The organism is Halarchaeum nitratireducens (assembly GCF_014647155.1).
GTDB classification, from domain to species: Archaea; Halobacteriota; Halobacteria; order Halobacteriales; family Halobacteriaceae; genus Halarchaeum; species Halarchaeum nitratireducens.
This window is the reverse complement of the sequence record NZ_BMOQ01000001.1, coordinates 284,827-302,217: the sequence shown is the minus strand read 5'-3', so window position 1 is coordinate 302,217 and position 17,391 is coordinate 284,827. Positions and strand designations below refer to the sequence as shown.

Genomic DNA, 17,391 nt, shown 5'->3' with positions numbered 1-17,391 from the left:
CACCGGACGCACTCGATCCCCGACGCAAGCGCGCTCCGCGGGGCGTGACGCGTCGTGCGCGCCGTCGGCGCCTTCAGCGACCAAGCTCCTCGTGCGCGCTCGAGAGGTGACGGGAGGCGAGCGCGGCGAGCAGGGAGAGTTCGCCGGCGAGCGCGCCCGCGGCGATGACCTCGGCGAGTTCGTCGGCGTTCGACCCCGCGGGGTCGCCGCCGCCCCGAACCCCGAGGACGTCGAGGGCTTCGGCCTGTGTCGGGAGCTTCGTCCCGCCGCCGACGGTGCCGACTTCGAGCGACGCGAGGTTGACCGAGGCGTAGAGTTCGTCCTCGCGCGCCTCGACGGTCGTGATGCAGTTCGAGCCCTCGACGACTTGCGCGGCGTCCTGACCCGTGGCGAGGAAGACGGCCGCGACGACGTTCGCGGCGTGAGCGTTGAAGCCGAGGCTCCCCGCTTTCGCGCTTCCGACGAGGTTCTTCCGGGTGTTCACCTCGGCGACGGCCTCGGGCGCGACGCCGAAGCGTTCCTCGACGACGTCGCGTGGGATGCGCACGTCGGCGGTGACGGTCCGCCCCCGACCCTCGACGGCGTTGATCGCGGCCGGCTTCTTGTCCGAGCAGAGGTTCCCCGAGAGCGCGACGAGGCTCGCGGGCGTCTCCGACTCGACGACCTCGCAGGCCGCGCGAGTGGCGATGGTGACCATGTTCATCCCCATCGCGTCCGCGGTGTCGTAGGCGAAGCGGAGGTAGACGTTGTCGCCGACGACGTAGTGCGTGATCTCGTCGAGCGTGCCGTGACTCGTCGTCGCCTCTGCGGCCTCGCGGAGTTCGGCGACGTTGTCCTCGACCCAGCGGGCGACCTCGGCGCCCTCGGTGACGTCGGCGACGCGGAAGACCGGCGCGCGCGTCATCCCGCGCTTCGTCACGCGGGCGTTCGCGCCGCCCGCGGCGGTGATCGCGGAGCACCCGCGGTTGATCGAGGCGACGAGCGCGCCCTCGGTCGTGGCGAGCGGGAGGCGGTAGTCGTCGCTCGCGGCGTCGCCGTCGACGGCGAGCGGCCCCGCGACGCCGAGCGGGAGCTGCGTGCCGCCGACGAGGTTCTCGACGTTCGCGTCGGCCGCGCGCTCAGGATCGAAGGCGTAGTCGGCGGTGGCGTCGAGGGCCGCGCCGGTCTCGCGTTCGAGGACGCGACGGCGGGCCGCGGCGGCGGTCGCGGCGTCCGCGTGATCGTCGAGTTCGTAGAGCCGGATGTCGCCGGCCCGCACCCGCTCCGCGAGCGCGGCGGCGTCAGCGTCGTCGGTCATGCCCGACGGTGTGCGAGCCACACGCCTATGCGTATCGGTGCGTACTTCCCCCGGCCGTCGATAGGACCGGTATGGGTCGCCCGGACGTCACCACCGTCTTCCGCGCGGTGCTCGGTTGTTTCGCCGCCGCGCCCGTCGGCTACGCGCTCGCCGCGCCGTTCGCCCCGCCGGACCCGTTCACCGCCATCACGTACGGTCTCGCGGGCGCGGCGCTCGCCGGCGCGTGCGGGGCCGTCGTCGCCGTCCGTCGCGCGCTCGCCCCGGAGCGGCTCGCGCGGGCGCTCGTCGTCTTCTACCTCGCGGCGTTCGCGGCGCTCGTCGCCATCCAGACGCTCGCGCGGGCGACGGTCGGCTGGGTCGAGGGCCCGTGGGCGGGCTTCGCGGCGCTCCTCGTCGGCGCCCTGCTCGCCTACGCGCTCGCGTTCCGCCGGCGGGCGTGAGGAAGCCGGGTTTCCGAACGTTCTTGCCGCCGCCGGCCCCCTGATCGCGTATGCACGCGGACGCGGACGTCGTCCTGACCGGTGGCGAGGTCCACACGCTCGGGGAGTCGGACGAGACGCACGACGCCGTCGCGGTGCGGGGCGGCCGGATCGCGCGACTGGACAGCGACTACGAGATGCAGTTCAGCGTCGGCGTCGAGACGGACGTGATCGACCTCGACGGCCGCGTCGTGCTCCCGGGGTTCGTCGACGTCGACGCCGCAGTCGGTGGCGGTGGGACGCGTCGCTCGCTCCGCGCGGCCGCACGCCGGACGACCGAGCGCGGCGTGACGACCGTCCACGATCGCGTCGAGGGGGAGAGGGCGGCCGCGTACCGCGAACTGGACGCGGACGGAACGCTCCCACTCCGCGTCGCGTTCGACTACGGGTACGAGGCGCTCGACGCCGTAGAGACGCTGGGCGCGCGCACCGGCCACGGGAGCGATCGGGCGTGGACGGGCGCGCTCGCGGTCCCGGCGGTCGGCGACGACGAAGGGGAGATCACGCCGGCGATCCGCCGCGACGTCCTGCGCCGCGCCGACGAGGCCGGCTTCCGGATCGCGGCGCGAGCCGCCGACTCGGCGAGCGTGGCGAGCCTCCTCGACGATTACGAGCGCGCGACCGCGGACCCGGGCGGGGCGCGCCACCGCGTCGTCGGCGTCGAGGCCGTCACGCCCGCGATAGCGACGCGACTCGCCGAGACCGGCGTCGTGACGGTCGTCCCGCCGGGGTCGGAAGCCATCGACACGCTCTTCAGCGCCGACGCGCGCGTCGCGTTCGGCGGAAGCCGAAGTGCGGGCGAAGGCGAGAGCGACGACGGGCGGGGGAAGGATAGCGAGAGAGCGAGCGAGCGCGGCGCGTACGATCCGCTCGCGGCCGCCGACGCGGCGGTGGAGCGCGGCGTGGGGACGACGGATGCGCTCCGCGCGGCGACCGACGGGGGCGCGTACGCGGGCGGCGACGAGGCGCGCTACGGGACGCTCGCGGTCGGCGGGGCGGCCGACCTCGTCGTCCTCGATCGCTCGCCGTGGGCGGCGGAGTCGATCGCCGACGTCGGCGTGGCGATGACGGTCGTGGACGGCGAGGTCGTCCACGACGCGCGCCAGTAATTCTTTGGCGGGTGTAGCCGTCGTGTGAGCGCCGCCCCCGCACTCCTGATCGTCCTCGCGTTCGCGCTCGCCGTCGCGGGCGCCCTCCTCCTCTACGTTCTCGTCGGGGCCGAGAGCAGCGAAGGCCCGAGGAGGGACCGCGAGGTCGCGGAGGCGGAGACCCGCGAACGCGTCGAGCGCCGTCGGAACGACCGAAAAGAGGACTGGGCGGTTGGTTCGTTCTTCGGGACGCCGCTGACGTGAAGAGATATCTCCTTCAATACGGGCTTGAAGACGAATCTTTTTCACATAAGAATCTCTATGGCGCTAGCAAGACAGCACCCCACCATGGTCCAGATGGAGACGACAGAAGTCGATAGCGAACTGAGCTTGTTCAAATACGGCAACCTCGAAGCGCTCCCGTCCGACTACCGCGACCTCTCGGAGACGGAACGCAGACAGCGCATCGCGGCGGCGCGCGAGGTGCTGGGCGACGATGTCCTCGTCCTCGGACACAACTACCAGCGCCGCGAAATCGTCGAGCACGCCGACCACGTCGGCGACTCCTACCAGCTGAGCGAGTACGCCGCCGACTCCGACGCCGAGCACGTCGTCTTCTGCGGGGTGACGTTCATGGCGGAGAGCGCGGACCTCCTCACGGACGACGAGCAGACCATCCTCCTCCCCTCGATGGAGGCCTCGTGCCCGATGGCGGGGATGGCCGAGGCCCTCCAGGTCGACGCCGCGTGGGAGCGCATCGAGCGCGCGACCGAGGGCGACGTCGTCCCGATCACCTACATGAACTCCTACGCGGACCTGAAGGCGTTCTGTGCCGAGCACGGCGGCCTCGTCTGCACGTCCTCGAACGCGGACGCCGCCTTCGAGTGGGCGCTCTCCCGGGGCGACACCGTGGTGTTCCTCCCGGACAAGCACCTCGGGCGGAACACCGCGAACGCGATGGGCCTCGACTCCGTCGTCGAGTTCGACCCGTGGGCCGACGCGTCGAGCGGCGACCTCGGCGACGCCGACGCCGTCCTCTGGGACGGCTACTGCCAGGTCCACGAGCGCTTCACCGCCGACCACGTCGCGGACGCCCGCGACGCCCACCCGGACGCGACCGTGGTCGTCCACCCCGAGTGTCGCCCCGAGGTCGTCGCCGCCGCCGACGAGACGGGGAGCACCGCGACCATCAGCGAGACCGTCGCGGATGCCGACCGCGAGGAGACGGTGGTCGTCGGCACCGAGATCCACCTCGTCGAGCACCTCGACCGGTGGCACGAGACGGACGTCGTCGCGCTCTGCGGTGACGCCTGCATGGACTGCAACGCGATGCGACAGGTCGACCCGAACTACCTCACGTGGATACTGGAGGGGCTCGCGGACGGCGTCGATCGCAACGTCGTCAGCGTCGACCCCGACGTCGCGCGCAGCGCCGAAGTCGCCCTCGACCGGATGCTCGAACTATGACGCGGGTGCTCATCCTCGGGAGCGGCATCGCGGGGTGTAGCGCCGCGCTCGCCGCCGCCGAGAACGGCGCGGAGGTCGTGCTCGCGACGAAGGCCACGCGGCCGGCGGAGACGACGACGCACTGGGCACAGGGCGGAATCGCCGTCTCGCGGGGCGACCCCGACGCGTTCGCCGCCGATGTCCTCGATGCGGGCGACGGCCGCTGTGACCCGCACGCCGTCGAGACGCTCGTTGAGAACGCGGACGACGCCGTCGAGGCGGTGCTCGTCGAGCGCCTCGGCGTCCCCTTCGCGGACGACTACGGGCGCGAGGCCGCCCACTCCGCCGACCGCATCCGGCACGTCGGCGCGGAGACGGGGCGACACATCCTCGCGCCGTTCCTCGCGCACCTCGACGACCACCCGCGCGTGACGGTCCACGCGGACACGGCGGCGCTCGAGTTGCTCACGGACGAGGGCCGCGTTCGCGGCGCGCTCCTCGACGGCCCGGACGGGTCGAAGACGGCCGAGCTCGCGGACGCGACGGTGCTCGCGACGGGCGGCGTCGGCGCGTGCTTCCCGCGCTCGACGAACCCCGACACCGCGACCGGCGACGGCCTCGCGATGGCCGCGCGCGCCGGCGCCGACCTCGCGGACCTCGCGTACGTCCAGTTCCACCCGACCGCGACGGTCGGCGACGACCCCGTGCTCGTCAGCGAGGCGGTGCGCGGCGCGGGCGCGGTGTTGCGAAACGCCGACGGCGAGCGCTTCATGCCCGCCGTCCACGAGGACGCCGAGCTCGCGCCGCGGGACGTGGTCGCGCGCGCCGTCGCGGACGAGCGCGAGCGCACCGGCGGCGTCGTCCTCGATACGACGCCCGTCGACTTCGCGAGCGCGTTCCCGGCGCTTCGGGAGCGCGTCAGCGACGCCGGCCACGACCCCGATTCGATTCCGGTCGCGCCCGCCGAGCACTTCCTCTGCGGCGGCGTCGCCGTCAACGACCGGGGCCGCACGAGCCTCGACCGCCTCTACGCCGTCGGCGAGGTGTCGCGAACCGGCGTCCACGGCGCGAACCGCCTCGCCTCCACGAGCCTCCTCGAGGGCCTCGTCTGGGGCCGACGCGCGGGACGCGACGCCGCGACCCGCGAGCGCGTCACCGGCGACCCCGAGATACCGAGTCACCCCGAGCGCGACCCCGCGCTCCCCGACGGCTTCGTCGACGGGAAGTTCGAGCGCCTGCGTCGCGTGCTCGGCGAGCACGTCGGCCTCCGACGCGACCCCGACGGCCTCGGGCGGGCGTGCGCGGCGCTCCGCCGACTGAAGGGCGAGACGGACGCCTACGCGCGGACGCGCCCGTCGCGCGAGGTTGCGGAGCTCCGGAACGCCGCGACGGCCGGCCTCCTGCTCGCGCGCGCCGCCCGCGAGGCCGAGCCGGCGGGCTGTCACGCGCTGGAGGGGGTCCCGTGCCGGTGACGCGCGCGGACGCCGAGCGCTGGCTCCGCGCGGACCTCGGCCACGACGACGTGACGAACGATCTCCCGGGCGAGTCGACCGCGCGCCTCGTCGCGAAGGGATGCGGCGTCGTCGCGGGCGTGGACGCCGCCGAGCGCGTGTTCGACGTCGAGGTGGAGACCGTGGCGGAGGCCGAACGCGCCGCCGGCGCGGGCGCGGACGTCGTCCTCGTGGACAACGCGACGCCCGAGACGGTGCGCGAGACGCGCGAACGCCTCGAGCCGTCCGTGCTCGTGGAGGCGAGCGGGGGCATCGGCGTCGCGGACGTGCCGGCGTACGCGGCGGCGGGCGCGGACGTGATTTCGATGGGCGCTCACGCACTCCGCGCCGCCGCTCGACTGCTCCCCTCCTACTCGAGGAGGTCGGTGCCCGTCATCTCGTCGGGCGTCGGGACGTCGCAGTGTTCGAGCAAGGTCGGCGCGACGTCGCGCAGCGAACCGCCCTCGCGGACCTCGCGGCCGCCGTCGTCGCCGTCGGGCGCGAGGTAGACGAACGGAACGGGGTTGAACGTGTGCGCGGTGTGGGGGTCCTCCGGAGTACCCATGTCGTCGGCGTTCCCGTGGTCGGCGGTGAGGTGGACGTGCGCGCCCGCTTCCCGGAGCGCGGGGACGAGGCGGCCGACCTGCTCGTCGACGGCCTCGACGGCCTCGACGGCGGCGTCGAAGTCGCCAGTGTGCCCGACCATGTCCGCGTTCGCGTAGTTGAGGACGAGGAGGTCGGGATCCTCGGCCTCGACGGTCTCGATCGCGGTGTCCGTCACCTCGGGCGCGCTCATCTCGGGCTGGAGGTCGTACGTCGGGACGTCCGGGCTCTCGACGATCCGTCGCATCTCGCCCTCGAACTCGACTTCGCGCCCGCCGTTGAGGAAGTAGGTGACGTGGGCGTACTTCTCGGACTCCGCGATGCGCAACTGGGTCCGACCGGCCGCCGAGACGACTTCGCCGAGCGTGTGCACGGGCTGTCGCGGTTCGAAGGCGACCGGGAGATCGAACGTCTGGTCGTACTCCGTCATCGTCGAGACGCGGACCCCGGGAGGGTGGGTCTCGAAGCCCCAGTCGTCGGGGCGGATGTCCGCGAGGAGGCGGGTGAGCTGGCGGGCGCGATCGGAGCGGAAGTTGAAGAACACCACCGAATCGCCGTCGGAGAGGCGGTCGCCGCCCCGAACGACGGTGGGTTCGACGAACTCGTCGGTGTCGCCGCGGTCGTAGGAGTCGGTGACGGCTTCGACGGCCGTCTCGACCCGGTGGTCGGCCTCGCGGTGGACGATGGCGTCGTAGACCCGCTTCGTGCGCTCCCAGTTCTGGTCGCGGTCCATCGCGTAGTACCGGCCGGAGACCGTGGCGACGTCGCCCGTCCCGTAGCTCTCGACGACCCCCTCCAAGGTGTGGAGGTAGCCCTCGCCGCCCTTCGGCGAGGTGTCGCGGCCGTCCGTGAAGGCGTGCGTCGTCGCCTCGACGCCGTAGTCGGCGGCGGCCTCGATGAGCGCGTGCAGGTGTTCGTGGTCCGCGTGGACGCCGCCGTCGGAAACGAGGCCCATGAAGTGGACGCGCCCGCCGTGCTCGTCCGCGTAGTCGAACGCGCCGCGGATCGCGTCGTTCGCGGCGAGTTCGCCCGCCTCGACGGCGTCGTTGATCCGCGTGTACTCCTGCAGGACGACGCGCCCCGAGCCGATGGTGAGGTGGCCGACCTCCGAGTTCCCCATCTGGTCGTCCGGGAGGCCGACGTCCCGGCCGTGCGTCGTGAGCGTCCCGGACGCGCCCGCGGCGGTGTAGCGGTCGACGTTCGGCGTGTCCGCGGCCTTCACCGCGTCGAGTCTGTCGTGGTCGCCGAGTCCCCAGCCGTCCAGGATGACGAGTGCCGCTCGCATACGCTACCCTCGACCCCGACGCGTAACTAGGCTTTGGGATGTGCGGTCGCCTGACGGCGCGCGGACGCGACCGACGCGACTCGCGCCTCCGGCGGCGGTGTCGTCGGAGTCGACGAACCGAACGGCCCGTCGGGGGATCGCACCGCCGAGTTCAAGCGCGTCCGCGTCCACCCGCGAGTATGACCCTCGACCCCGTCCACTTCGCGGGCATCCCGGAGCTCGTCCGCGGCGTGGGTGGCGACGTCGACGAGGCCGAACACCGCGCTGACGCCGAGGCGGTGTGGGAGACGTACTTCGATCCGCTGTACGACGACGGGGCGGTCCTCAGACCCATCGGCGACCAGGGACGGTATCTCGCCGACCTGACCGAGGCGGGCGCGAGCGACCCGGCGTTCGACGCCGTCCACGGGCTGGACTCCGGGACGATCAACCCCCGGGCGTTCAAGAACGGCCTCGTCCTCGACGTCGCGCAGGCGGCGCTCGGCGCGGATCCCGGGAACACGGCGCTCCACCGCGAGCGCACCGTGATCGCCACCGTTCACGCGCGCGACCGGACGGTGACCCTCCCGGAGTTCGAGGAGACGCCGTGGACGCGACAGGACGAGGGGCACTGGCGCGGGAAGGCCATCGAGGCCCCGCACGTCGAGCGCCACGAGCGCGCCGTCGTCCACGCCCTCTCGCTCTACCTTGCGGAGAGCGAGCACGCCCACGAGCACTTCGAGGCGGTCTCCGACTTCCTCCTGCTCGACGGCCCGCTCTATCCGAAGGTCGTGACGAACTGGCTCGACCGCGACGAGGAGTTGGCCACGCTCCCCGCCGAGGACGGGCTGACGCGGCGCGTCATCCGGAACTACCTCGGCCTCGTCGAGCGCGCGGTCGAGACGGACACCGTCCTCGGGGGGTTCGTGAAGAACGTCTCCGCGCGCGGGGTCGTCCGCGCGCTCGACGCCAAGACGCACGCGCCGTGGCTCGACGACGCCGAGCTGTTCGGCCAGCTGCTCGAACGACGCGACGACGCGGGCGAGCGCGTCACGGACGATCTCGCGTACACGAACTGGTTCCTCTCCCGGGCGGGGTACGATCGGGAGTTCTCGACGCTCGGCGAGCGCCTCGATCTCGACCTCGAACTCGACGCGGAGGCCTACGAGGTGGCGTTCTGCGTCCTCCACGACCCGCGGACCGACACCGTCTACAAGGCCGAGCTGCCCCGGATATTCGCCGAGGACGAGGCGACGCGCGAACGCGTCACCGACCAGTTGGTGCGGGACGTCGCGGCGGCGGGCGGGCCGCCCGCGGCGGTCGGACGCGCGGACGAGCTCGCGCGGATCAGCGTCCGTGAGAAACGACACCTCGTGGACGCGATGGCCGACGCGATGGACACCGAGCCCCGCGAGGGGTACGACGTGGATCGCTGGGGGATCGACGCCTAGCGCGGGTGGTCGCGCTCGACGGTGATGGAGACCTCGTCGGGGTCGACCCCGATGCGCGCGAACTGCGTGCGGACGTGCTCGCGGGCGGCGGAGAGCGCCTGATCCCGGGTGTCGAAGCCGCGCGGCATCGGCGACTCGAAGGCGACGTTGACGTCCTCGCCGTCGACCTGCTGGACGAGACCGCCGCTCTCGACGGCGTAGAACTCGTCGCAGACCCAGACGTAGGGCGCGTCCTCGTCGGGCGCGCCCTTGAACGACGGGGCGTCCTCGCCGCGCTCGTACACCGTGCCGGTGAGTGTGGTGCCCGCCGCCGAGCCGCGCACGAGTAGCATGCCCTCCTCTAGGGGACGCACGACGAAAAACCGTGTGGCGGGCGCGGATGCACGCGACGAAAAGACGTTTAGGGGCGGGCGGTGTTTCGCGTGACATGACCGACGAGGACCTCGGGAGCTTCGCCGACTTCGGGGGGAGCGGCGGCGACGGCGACGGCGACGGCGACGACGCGTCGACCGGCGCGCCGGACCGGACGGGCGCGGACGTCGACGCGGGACGCGGGTACGAACGCACCGAGACCGCCGACGCGGCGAGCGAGGCGGAGGACGCCTTCGAGCGCGTCGCGTACGAGGGCGCGAACGGGGACGGCATCGGCGTCCTCGCCGTCTCCGAGGGGCTGCGCATCGGCGAGCGCGAGGACGAGACGCGCCTCCGGGCGTACGTCACGAGCGCGAACCGCTCGAACGTCCGCCTCGGGCGCTACCTCGTCGCGCCCTACCCGGACGGCGAATCGCTGTTCTGCAAGATCGTCGGCCTCGAGTACGGCCAGCGCTTCCACGGCGACGACGCGAACGAGATCCACGCCCGGCGGGCGATGGGCGAGCGCGGGATCGACGAGGACGACTACACGTTCATCGCGGACCTCGAACCCGTGAGCGTCCTCTACCGCGACGGCGGCGAACTGCGCCGGCGGATGCCCGATCGCGTGCCGAAACCCGAGACGATCGTGCGCGAGGCGGACGACGACGAGGAGATCAAGACGGCGCTGAAGATTCCGGACGACGGGGTGTTCCTCGGCCACCTCGCGGTCGGCGGGGAGAAGGTCCGGACGGGCGCGACGCCGCCGACGATCGACTACCGCGTCACGGACGACTACGCGACGGGCGACCCGCTCGCCTTCCGCCACACGCTCGTCGCCGGCGGGACGGGATCGGGGAAGACCCACACCGCGAAGAACGTCCTCCGGCAGTACCTCTCCGCGGAGCGCACCTACCCGGTGGAGGCCGGGAGCGACCGGGAGGTGCGGGCCGCGGTCGTCCAGTTCGACCCGCAGGACGAGTACGCCCAGATGCACGACGACAACCCGGCGGCCGACGCCGAAGACGAACGCCGCTGGGAGCGCGAGGGCGTCGCCTACGGCGGGCACGACGACACCGTCGCGTTCGTCCCGACGGTGGGGAACGCGACGTACACCGCCGCGCACCACGACGCCGAACAGATCCCCTTCACCGTCCCGTTCAGCATGGTGCGGAGTCGGCCGTGGCTGGCCGCCTCCGCGGGCCTCAACGACAACCAGTATCCCGCACTCCAGACCCTCCTGTCGCGCTTCTTCGAGCAGTACGGGGATGGCGGCACGTACGCCGAGTTCTGTTCGTTCCTCGACGATCCCGCGCTCAAAGAGGAACTCGACGAGTCCGGGCGGATCCACGAAGCGACCTACGAGGCCGTCTTCCGACGCGTCCGCGGGATGCCGGACGGCGTCTTCGATCAGGACGCGCGTCCGATCACGGACCTCGTCGAACAGTTCGTGAAGCCCGGACGCCTCTCCGTCGTCCCCACGTACCACGTCAGCGACTCGCGGGCGACGGAGACCGTCGTCCTCGCGCTCGCCAGCCTCCTCGTCGACGAGAAGCTCTCCAGCGACCCGCGATTCCCCCGGATCGCCGACACGCCGCTGCTCGTCGGGATGGACGAAGCGCACAACTTCCTCGCGGACGCCGACACCGTTCAGGCCCGCCAAGTCGTCGGGAAGTTCACGGACGCCGCCAAACAGGGGCGAAAGGAGCGACTGGGGCTCTTCCTCATCACGCAGGACCCCCAGGACGTCGCGGAGAGCGTCTTCAAGCAGGTGAACACGAAAGTCGTCCTCAACCTCGGCGACGAGGACGCCATCAAGAGCGTCAACATCCCCCCGGCGCTCGCCGAGAAAGTGCCCTACATGGAGACGGGTCAGATGGTCGTCTACTCGCCGGACAACTCAGAGCCCGTCGAGCTCCTCGGACTCCCCACCTGCCTGACGCGCCACGGCCGCGGGTGACGCGCAGCGACGGCCCCCACTCTTTTGCCGGGCGCGGTCGAACCCCGGGACATGACGCGAATCCTCGTTCCGATCGACGGTTCCGAGCAGTCCGATGCCGCCCTCGAATACGCCCTCGATGAGTTCCAGAGCGACGACATCACCGTCATCAACATCATCGACCCCATCGAGGCCGGCTACACCGCCCAGGCCACCGTTCCGGGCTACTCAGAGGAGTGGTACGAGCAGTCCGAGGAGGAGGCCCAAGCGCTCTTCGAGGACGCCCGGGACGCCGCCGACGAGTACGGCGTCACCCTCGACACCGTCACCGAGGTCGGGCGGCCCTCGCGGACCATCGTCGACTACGCCGAGGAGAACGACTACGACCACATCGTCATGGGGAGCCACGGCCGCAGCGGCGTCACGCGCGTTCTCCTCGGGAGCGTCGCCGAGAGCGTCGTCCGGCGCTCTAACGTCCCCGTCACGATCGTGCGCTAGGACGTTTTGCTGCGCTCGGCGCGCTACGCGCGCCGTCGCTGGCAAAAGCTACGACAAAAGCCTTGGTCGGGGCCGGTGGCCCCGCCTCGGCCTCGCGGCGTCACCACAGTGAATCGCGGCACGAGCGGGCTCTAACGAGCCGGTCGCGTGCGAACGCGAGTCATCGGAGTGCGGTTCGTCGGCGCTCGTCGTCGGGGAGCCGTCGGTCTGCGTGCCATCTGTCCGCACGTCTGTGTAGCTGGTCTGACGACGCCCGGAGCTAATCAGTCGCCGATCGGGCCTCGAAAGCTGAAGGGGGAGGCGACTGAAGGATGGTGGCGCACTGGCTGACGAAAGCGCTCAGTCGTCGTGCCGCCTCACGATCGAGCGAGATGATGACTCCGCGTCGGTCCTCTCGTGGGAAGTGGAGTACGACGCCCGAGTCGTGGACTTCGGTCGTCGCGGTCGTCTCACCGAGCCGCTCGTAATCGTCCTCCCTCACGAGTGCGCGCGCCTCTCGCGTCCGCTCGACGATGTTCGGTACGGAGTCCCGCAGGCGCTCAGTCGCCAAGTCGTCCCGAACGTAGATCGTCGTCCAATCGTCTTCGTCGTAGTAGAACATCGTCCGATACGTGTCCCCCGCCTGTTCCTCGACGAACTGATGTAACCTCCGACGATCTCCCCTCACAGAGAACAGTTCACATGTCTCACAGTTCAAGGTGGTGGCTACATCGGACGGTCAGCCGGCGTCGCGCGCCAGCGGTAGTCCCGGGCGGACGCTCATCACGCCGATCACCCGCGGGCGGAGCGAGCGTGATCGAAGCGATCTCCGCGCGGTTTCGCCACGAGGCCGAGGCGGGGCCACCGGCTCCGACGAGGGGTTTTGACGGCGCTTTTACCAGCGAGCGAGGCGAACGCGGCACGAGGTCCTAGAAGATGTTCGCCTGTCGGTAGACGCTGATCCCGCTGTTCGTGATCTCGTAGGGTTTGGTCTCGCGGGAGTGGTTGGCGTCGCGGATCTTCTGGATCTCGACGGCGAGGCGCGTCTCGCGGAAGTCCTCGGGACGGACGTAGCGGAGGACGACGACGCCGTCGGTGAGGTACTCGATGATGCCGTGGCGGGAGGCGAAGGGGTTGTCCTGGTTGGCCTCGCTCGTGAGGAAGGTGGTGACGCCGGCGTTCTTGAGGGCCTTCGTGAAGTCGTAGATCTCGGTCCGTCGAGTGGCCTGGTCGTCGTACATCATCTCCAGGAGGGAGACGGAGTCGAGGACGAGGCGTTCGGCGCCGAATTCCTCGACGAGCTGGGGGAGTTCGTTGCGGATGCTGGAGAGGCTGTTCGCCATCTCGATGGGGTCGAGGTCGACGACGGCGAGGTCGCCGTTCTCGACGTGTTCCTCGAAGGGCCACCCCTTCTCGCCGGCGCTCTGGACGACGCGCTCGTAGCTCTCCTCTAGGGTGATGTACGCGCCCTTCTGACCGTTCTCGATGCCGTGCTGGAGGAACTGGAGGCCGAAGGTGGTCTTGCCCGTCCCGGCGCCGCCGATGGTGACGAGGAGACTGCGTTCGGGGATCCCTCCCTGAACCATCTCATCGAGGCCGTCGACGCCGAACTCGATGCGCGGAATGTCGGACTCGAACGCCTCGTCGGCGAAGTCGTCGCTCCCCCCACCGCCGCCACCGCCGCCGAAGCCGAACTCGCCGGGGTCGGGCTCGTCGCTGGCGTCGAAGCCGAAGCCGCCGCCTCCACCACCGCCGCCACCGCCGCTGAAGGCGTCGGCGAACTCGTCCCCGCCGTCGTCGCTGCCGTCGCTCCCACCGCTGTCGAAGGCGTCTTCGAAATCGTCGGGGCTCTCGCCGTCGAAGGCGTCGGCGAACTCGTCCCCGCCGTCGTCCTCACCTGACACAGCGCGCTCCCCCGTGCGTTATCGCGGCGTCCACCATTGCGTACTCGGACAGTCGCGGACGGCAAGAAGGTTCCCCCCGCGGCGTCGCACACGTGTGTCTTTTTCAGTGGGCGCCCCCTCGGCGTTCGTATGCGCGTCGGGATCGTCGCTCAGCGGGGAAACGCCCGTGCGGCCTACCTCGCCGCGGACATCGGCGAGATGCTCGCAGCGCGGGACGCGGAGACATGGTACGACACGGAGACAGCGGACGCCATCGACGTCGCGGGGACGCCCGTCGAGGAGTTCGACCGGTGCGACCTCGTGGTGAGCATCGGGGGCGACGGCACGTTCCTCTTCGCCGCCCGCGGCGCGGGTTCGACGCCGATCCTCGGGGTGAACCTCGGCGAGGTCGGCTTCCTGAACGCGGTGTCGCCGGACGACGCGGTCGCAGCGGTCCACGAGGAGGTCGAGCGCGTCGCCGAGCTGGGCACGGTCCGCGCCCGCGAGGTCCCGCGAGTACAGGCCGAGGGGGGACAGGAGTGGTCGCTGACGCCGGCGCTGAACGAGGTGGTCGTGCAGGGCCCGAAACGCGGACACGGCCAGGGCGTCGAGATGGAGGTGCGCGTCGACGGATCGCTCTACACGGCGGGGCACGCGGACGGTCTGCTCGTGGCGACGCCGACAGGGTCGACGGCGTACAACATGAGCGAGGACGGCCCGCTCGTCCAGCCCGGCGTCCCGGGATTCATCGTGAACGACATGTGCGCGACGGACACGATGCCGCCGCTCGTCGTTCCGTTGGACGCCGAGATCACGGTGCGCGTCGACGGCGCGGACGAGGTCGTGGTGTCCGCGGACGGCGCGAGCCGCTATCACGTCGAGATCCCGGAGATCATCACGCTGACGCGCGCCGACGAGCCCGCGCGCGTCGCCGGCCCCGAGAGCGACTTCTTCCAAGCACTGAACAAATTGGAGTAGCGCGAACGGAGGGAGCGGTACGGACGGGGAGCCGCGGGCCGCTATCCGTCGATTGGGTCGGCGGCGACCCAGCCGCGGTCGAAGGCCTCGCGGACGCGCGTGGCGAACGACGGATCGGTGAGGTCGATGACGGCGAAGGCCTCGTCGGGCGCGATGGGATTGGGGAGGTCGAGGCGGACCTCGACACCGTCGACGATGGTGACGTCCCCGTGGACGGAGTCGCCGACGCGCGCCTCGAAGTTCTCGTACGCTTCGAGCCGGGAAAGCTTCGGATCGTCGGCGACATCCTCAAGCAGCGTCGGCGAGACGAGGAATCGGATCGTGACGCCGCGTTCGAGCGCGTCGACGAGGTGGTCGCCGATGCGGTTCGAGGCCGCGTCGACGTCGATGCTGGTCGGAACGGTGTGCGAGACGTTATAGATCGATTCGTCGGCGTCGTCGATCTGTTCGACGAGGCGCTCGACCGCGTCGTCCGCCCCGACTTCGGCGGTCCAGTACCCCTCGTCGGGCTCCGGCGGCTCGGTGAGCTCACCCCGGAGCTCGTCGGCGACGGCCGCGTACTGGTCGGCTTCGGCGTCGAGCTCGCGTTCGCGGGCGGCGAGGAGCCGATCGAGCGCGGCATCGGGGTCGACGGCGACGTACTTCTTCGGCCGGCTGGCGTCCTGTGAGCGCGCGAGCTGTCGGGACTCGATGCTCCCGAGGACGTCGTAGATCCGCCCCATCGGCACGTCGCTCACCTCGGACAACTCCCGGGCAGTTGTCGGTCCGGCGTCGACGAGCGCGTGATAGGCCTCGGCCTCGTATTTCGAGAGTCCGAGATCCGTCAGATCCGGCATGCGAGAACACTAGGTCGGGTCGTGGTTAAACGTATCGAGTGTTTCGTTTGCGGGACGCCGGGATAACGCACCGCTCCGGCCGGTCGGACTCGTGTCGGACGGCGCACCGCGGCGGCGACTCGCACGCGGGCGCGGCGCGGGTCAGACGTGCTCCGCGACGAGCGCCGTCAGCTCCTCGGGGTCGGTCGCGGGGCCGTGTACCTCGCCGTCGATGGCGACGAACGCGGCGCCGTCCTCGATGCCGTCCGCGTCCGGGACGACGACCTTCTCGTGGTCGGCGACGCGGAGCGCCGCGCGGTGGAGGTCGGTTCCGGGCGCATCGCCCACGCGGACCGTGAGGGGGCGTTCGACGGCCCGCGAGGCGGCCGCGGCGTAATCCGCGACCTGTACGCCCATCCGGTCGGCCGCACCGGCGAACGCGCCGATGGCGTCGCGGGCGGCGTCGCGGTACGTGTCGTCGCCCGTGAGCGCCGAGAGGTCGAGGAGGCCGTGGGCCATCGTCGCGTTGTCGTCGATCGGGTGGAGCGGCTTATCGAGCAGGCCGACCGCCTCCTCGGGACCGTCACGGAACGCCGCGTCCTGAAGCGTCCGGACGGCGTGATCGGCGACCGCCGTGGCGACGTCCAGGTAGTCCGGGTCGACGGTCTGCGCGCCGCGGGCGAACGCGACCGCGAGCGCCGCGTGGTCGGTGAGGATGCCGCGGGGCGCGTCCGGGTCGTCGTAGCGCACGACGACGCCGTCCTCGACGAGCGTCTCGGCGAGGTAGTCGAGAGTGCGCTCGGCGTAGCGCCGCGCCGTCCGGTCGTCCGTGTACGCGTAATACGTGAGGAGCGCGTCGGCCGCGCGGGCGTTGTGTCCGGCGTACGCGGTCGCGTCGACGCCGGGTTCGTCGTCCGCGGCGCGCTCCGAGGGGGGGCGCTCGAAGTAGTCGCCGGGGTGTTGGCTGCCCGCGAAGGCCTCGCCCGTCCAGAGCGTCGACGTGAGGTACTCGACGGCGTTCGACGCCGGCCCCTCGTACGTCTCGCGCCCCGTGTAGAGGTAGGCGTTCGCGAACGCGCGGAGGAGGCCGGCGTTCGTCGCCAGCAGTTTCTCGCGCTGGGGATCGCTCCAGTCGCGGGCGTGCGCGAAGCGGTAGAATCCCCCGTCGTAGTCGTCCGCGAGGTTCCGGCTCACGGCCTCCAAGGTCCGAAGGGCCTGTTGGCGCTCGCGCTTCAGCGCGAAATCGATCGTCCGCGGGAGCGGGAACTTCTGGTTCGTCGCCCACCCGCCGAAGCGTTCGTCGTACTGCTCGCCGAGTTGGCCGGCGACGAGCGCCTCGATGTCCGCGGTGACGGGACCGGCGGGCGGCGCCTGTCCGCGGAGCGCGCGCGGGACGCGACCCGCCTCCGCACCCTTCTCCGCCCACGTCTCGCGGACGCGGTCGAGGACGCCCCGAAGGCTCTCGGGTTCGAGATAGGTCGCGCCGGCGATGAGGTCGCCCGTCGGCGTGAGGAACACCGTCGAGGGGAACCCGCCCATGTTGTACCGCTCGCGGACGCGCGGATGGCGATCGGCGTCCGCGCGGACGGGCACGAACTCCTCGTTGACGTTCGCGGCGACCGTCGGCACCGAGAAGGCACCGCCGTCCATCTCCCGACAGCGCGCCGACCACGACGCGACGAGCGAGAGCAACACGGGCTTATCGGACGCCTCGGCCTCGTCGAACGCCGCCGGCCCCCAGGGCCGCCACTCCACTTTCGTCCGTTCGGCGGACTCGTCCATACCGACGGGTCGCGCGGCCCGCGGGAAAGCGCTTCGGAGACGGCGACG

16 protein-coding genes and 1 pseudogene are annotated in these 17,391 nt (G+C 71.4%); 10 read left to right on the top strand and 7 right to left on the bottom strand.

Annotation, left to right across the window (positions count from 1 at the left end; genetic code table 11):
- Positions 1-73: 73 nt before the first annotated feature.
- The gene (hmgA, locus tag IEX91_RS01565) at positions 74-1,297 is read right to left on the bottom strand and encodes a hydroxymethylglutaryl-CoA reductase (NADPH) (RefSeq protein WP_188876725.1); all 1,224 of its coding nucleotides are present in this window, start codon (positions 1,295-1,297) and stop codon (positions 74-76) included.
- A 71-nt stretch (positions 1,298-1,368) separates the two neighbouring features.
- Here hmgA and IEX91_RS01560 point away from each other — a divergent pair, with 71 nt between their 5' ends.
- The 6 genes and pseudogenes from IEX91_RS01560 to IEX91_RS01535 form a co-directional block, all read left to right on the top strand.
- A complete protein-coding gene (locus tag IEX91_RS01560) occupies positions 1,369-1,737 on the top strand; it encodes a hypothetical protein (RefSeq protein WP_188876723.1) in 369 nt (122 codons plus the stop codon).
- 50 nt (positions 1,738-1,787) lie between these two features.
- Positions 1,788-2,885, top strand: a complete 1,098-nt coding sequence (locus tag IEX91_RS01555) for an amidohydrolase family protein (RefSeq protein ID WP_188876721.1) — start codon at positions 1,788-1,790, stop codon at positions 2,883-2,885.
- Between the two features lie 24 nt (positions 2,886-2,909).
- The gene (locus tag IEX91_RS01550; RefSeq protein WP_188876719.1) at positions 2,910-3,128 is read left to right on the top strand and encodes a hypothetical protein; all 219 of its coding nucleotides are present in this window, start codon (positions 2,910-2,912) and stop codon (positions 3,126-3,128) included.
- A 93-nt stretch (positions 3,129-3,221) separates the two neighbouring features.
- Entirely contained in the window at positions 3,222-4,331 is a 1,110-nt protein-coding gene (gene nadA, locus IEX91_RS01545; RefSeq protein ID WP_188876911.1) for a quinolinate synthase NadA, read from the top strand.
- Positions 4,328-5,782, top strand: a complete 1,455-nt coding sequence (locus tag IEX91_RS01540) for an L-aspartate oxidase (RefSeq protein ID WP_188876717.1) — start codon at positions 4,328-4,330, stop codon at positions 5,780-5,782. Before nadA ends, IEX91_RS01540 begins: the two co-directional genes overlap by 4 nt.
- Positions 5,779-6,166 (top strand): annotated as a pseudogene (locus tag IEX91_RS01535) (hypothetical protein); the annotation flags it as partial. The gene IEX91_RS01540 and the pseudogene IEX91_RS01535, both read left to right, overlap by 4 nt.
- A 4-nt stretch (positions 6,167-6,170) precedes the next feature.
- Here the strand turns inward: IEX91_RS01535 and gpmI are convergent.
- Positions 6,171-7,688 (bottom strand): 2,3-bisphosphoglycerate-independent phosphoglycerate mutase, encoded by a 1,518-nt coding sequence (gene gpmI / locus IEX91_RS01530; protein WP_188876715.1) that lies wholly within the window; start codon positions 7,686-7,688, stop codon positions 6,171-6,173.
- 179 nt (positions 7,689-7,867) lie between these two features.
- Here gpmI and IEX91_RS01525 point away from each other — a divergent pair, with 179 nt between their 5' ends.
- Positions 7,868-9,118, top strand: coding sequence for a DNA double-strand break repair nuclease NurA (locus IEX91_RS01525; protein ID WP_188876713.1), 1,251 nt, complete (start codon positions 7,868-7,870; stop codon positions 9,116-9,118).
- Here IEX91_RS01525 and IEX91_RS01520 read toward each other — a convergent pair.
- Entirely contained in the window at positions 9,115-9,450 is a 336-nt protein-coding gene (locus IEX91_RS01520) for a DUF7113 family protein (RefSeq protein WP_188876711.1), read from the bottom strand. The genes IEX91_RS01525 and IEX91_RS01520 overlap by 4 nt on opposite strands.
- A 95-nt stretch (positions 9,451-9,545) precedes the next feature.
- On the opposite strand from IEX91_RS01520, the gene IEX91_RS01515 reads away from it, so the two are divergent.
- Both IEX91_RS01515 and IEX91_RS01510 read left to right on the top strand, forming a co-directional pair.
- A complete protein-coding gene (locus IEX91_RS01515; protein ID WP_188876709.1) occupies positions 9,546-11,429 on the top strand; it encodes an ATP-binding protein in 1,884 nt (627 codons plus the stop codon).
- A 51-nt stretch (positions 11,430-11,480) separates the two neighbouring features.
- Positions 11,481-11,906 carry a universal stress protein gene (locus IEX91_RS01510; protein ID WP_188876707.1) on the top strand — a complete coding sequence of 142 codons (426 nt, stop codon included), beginning with the start codon at positions 11,481-11,483 and terminating at the stop codon, positions 11,904-11,906.
- A gap of 259 nt (positions 11,907-12,165) precedes the next feature.
- Here the strand turns inward: IEX91_RS01510 and IEX91_RS01505 are convergent, their stop codons facing one another.
- Positions 12,166-12,573, bottom strand: a complete 408-nt coding sequence (locus IEX91_RS01505; protein WP_188876705.1) for a DUF7522 family protein — start codon at positions 12,571-12,573, stop codon at positions 12,166-12,168.
- A 241-nt stretch (positions 12,574-12,814) separates the two neighbouring features.
- On the bottom strand, positions 12,815-13,789 hold the full coding sequence (locus tag IEX91_RS01500) for a KaiC domain-containing protein (protein ID WP_188876703.1): 975 nt from the start codon (positions 13,787-13,789) through the stop codon (positions 12,815-12,817).
- A gap of 129 nt (positions 13,790-13,918) precedes the next feature.
- Between IEX91_RS01500 and IEX91_RS01495 the strand changes: the two genes are divergently transcribed.
- A complete protein-coding gene (locus tag IEX91_RS01495; protein ID WP_188876701.1) occupies positions 13,919-14,746 on the top strand; it encodes an NAD(+)/NADH kinase in 828 nt (275 codons plus the stop codon).
- A 41-nt stretch (positions 14,747-14,787) separates the two neighbouring features.
- Here the strand turns inward: IEX91_RS01495 and IEX91_RS01490 are convergent, their stop codons facing one another.
- Positions 14,788-15,582 carry a TrmB family transcriptional regulator gene (locus IEX91_RS01490; protein WP_188876699.1) on the bottom strand — a complete coding sequence of 265 codons (795 nt, stop codon included), beginning with the start codon at positions 15,580-15,582 and terminating at the stop codon, positions 14,788-14,790.
- A gap of 141 nt (positions 15,583-15,723) precedes the next feature.
- Positions 15,724-17,343, bottom strand: a complete 1,620-nt coding sequence (locus IEX91_RS01485; RefSeq protein WP_188876698.1) for a DUF255 domain-containing protein — start codon at positions 17,341-17,343, stop codon at positions 15,724-15,726.
- Between the last annotated feature and the right edge of the window lie 48 nt (positions 17,344-17,391).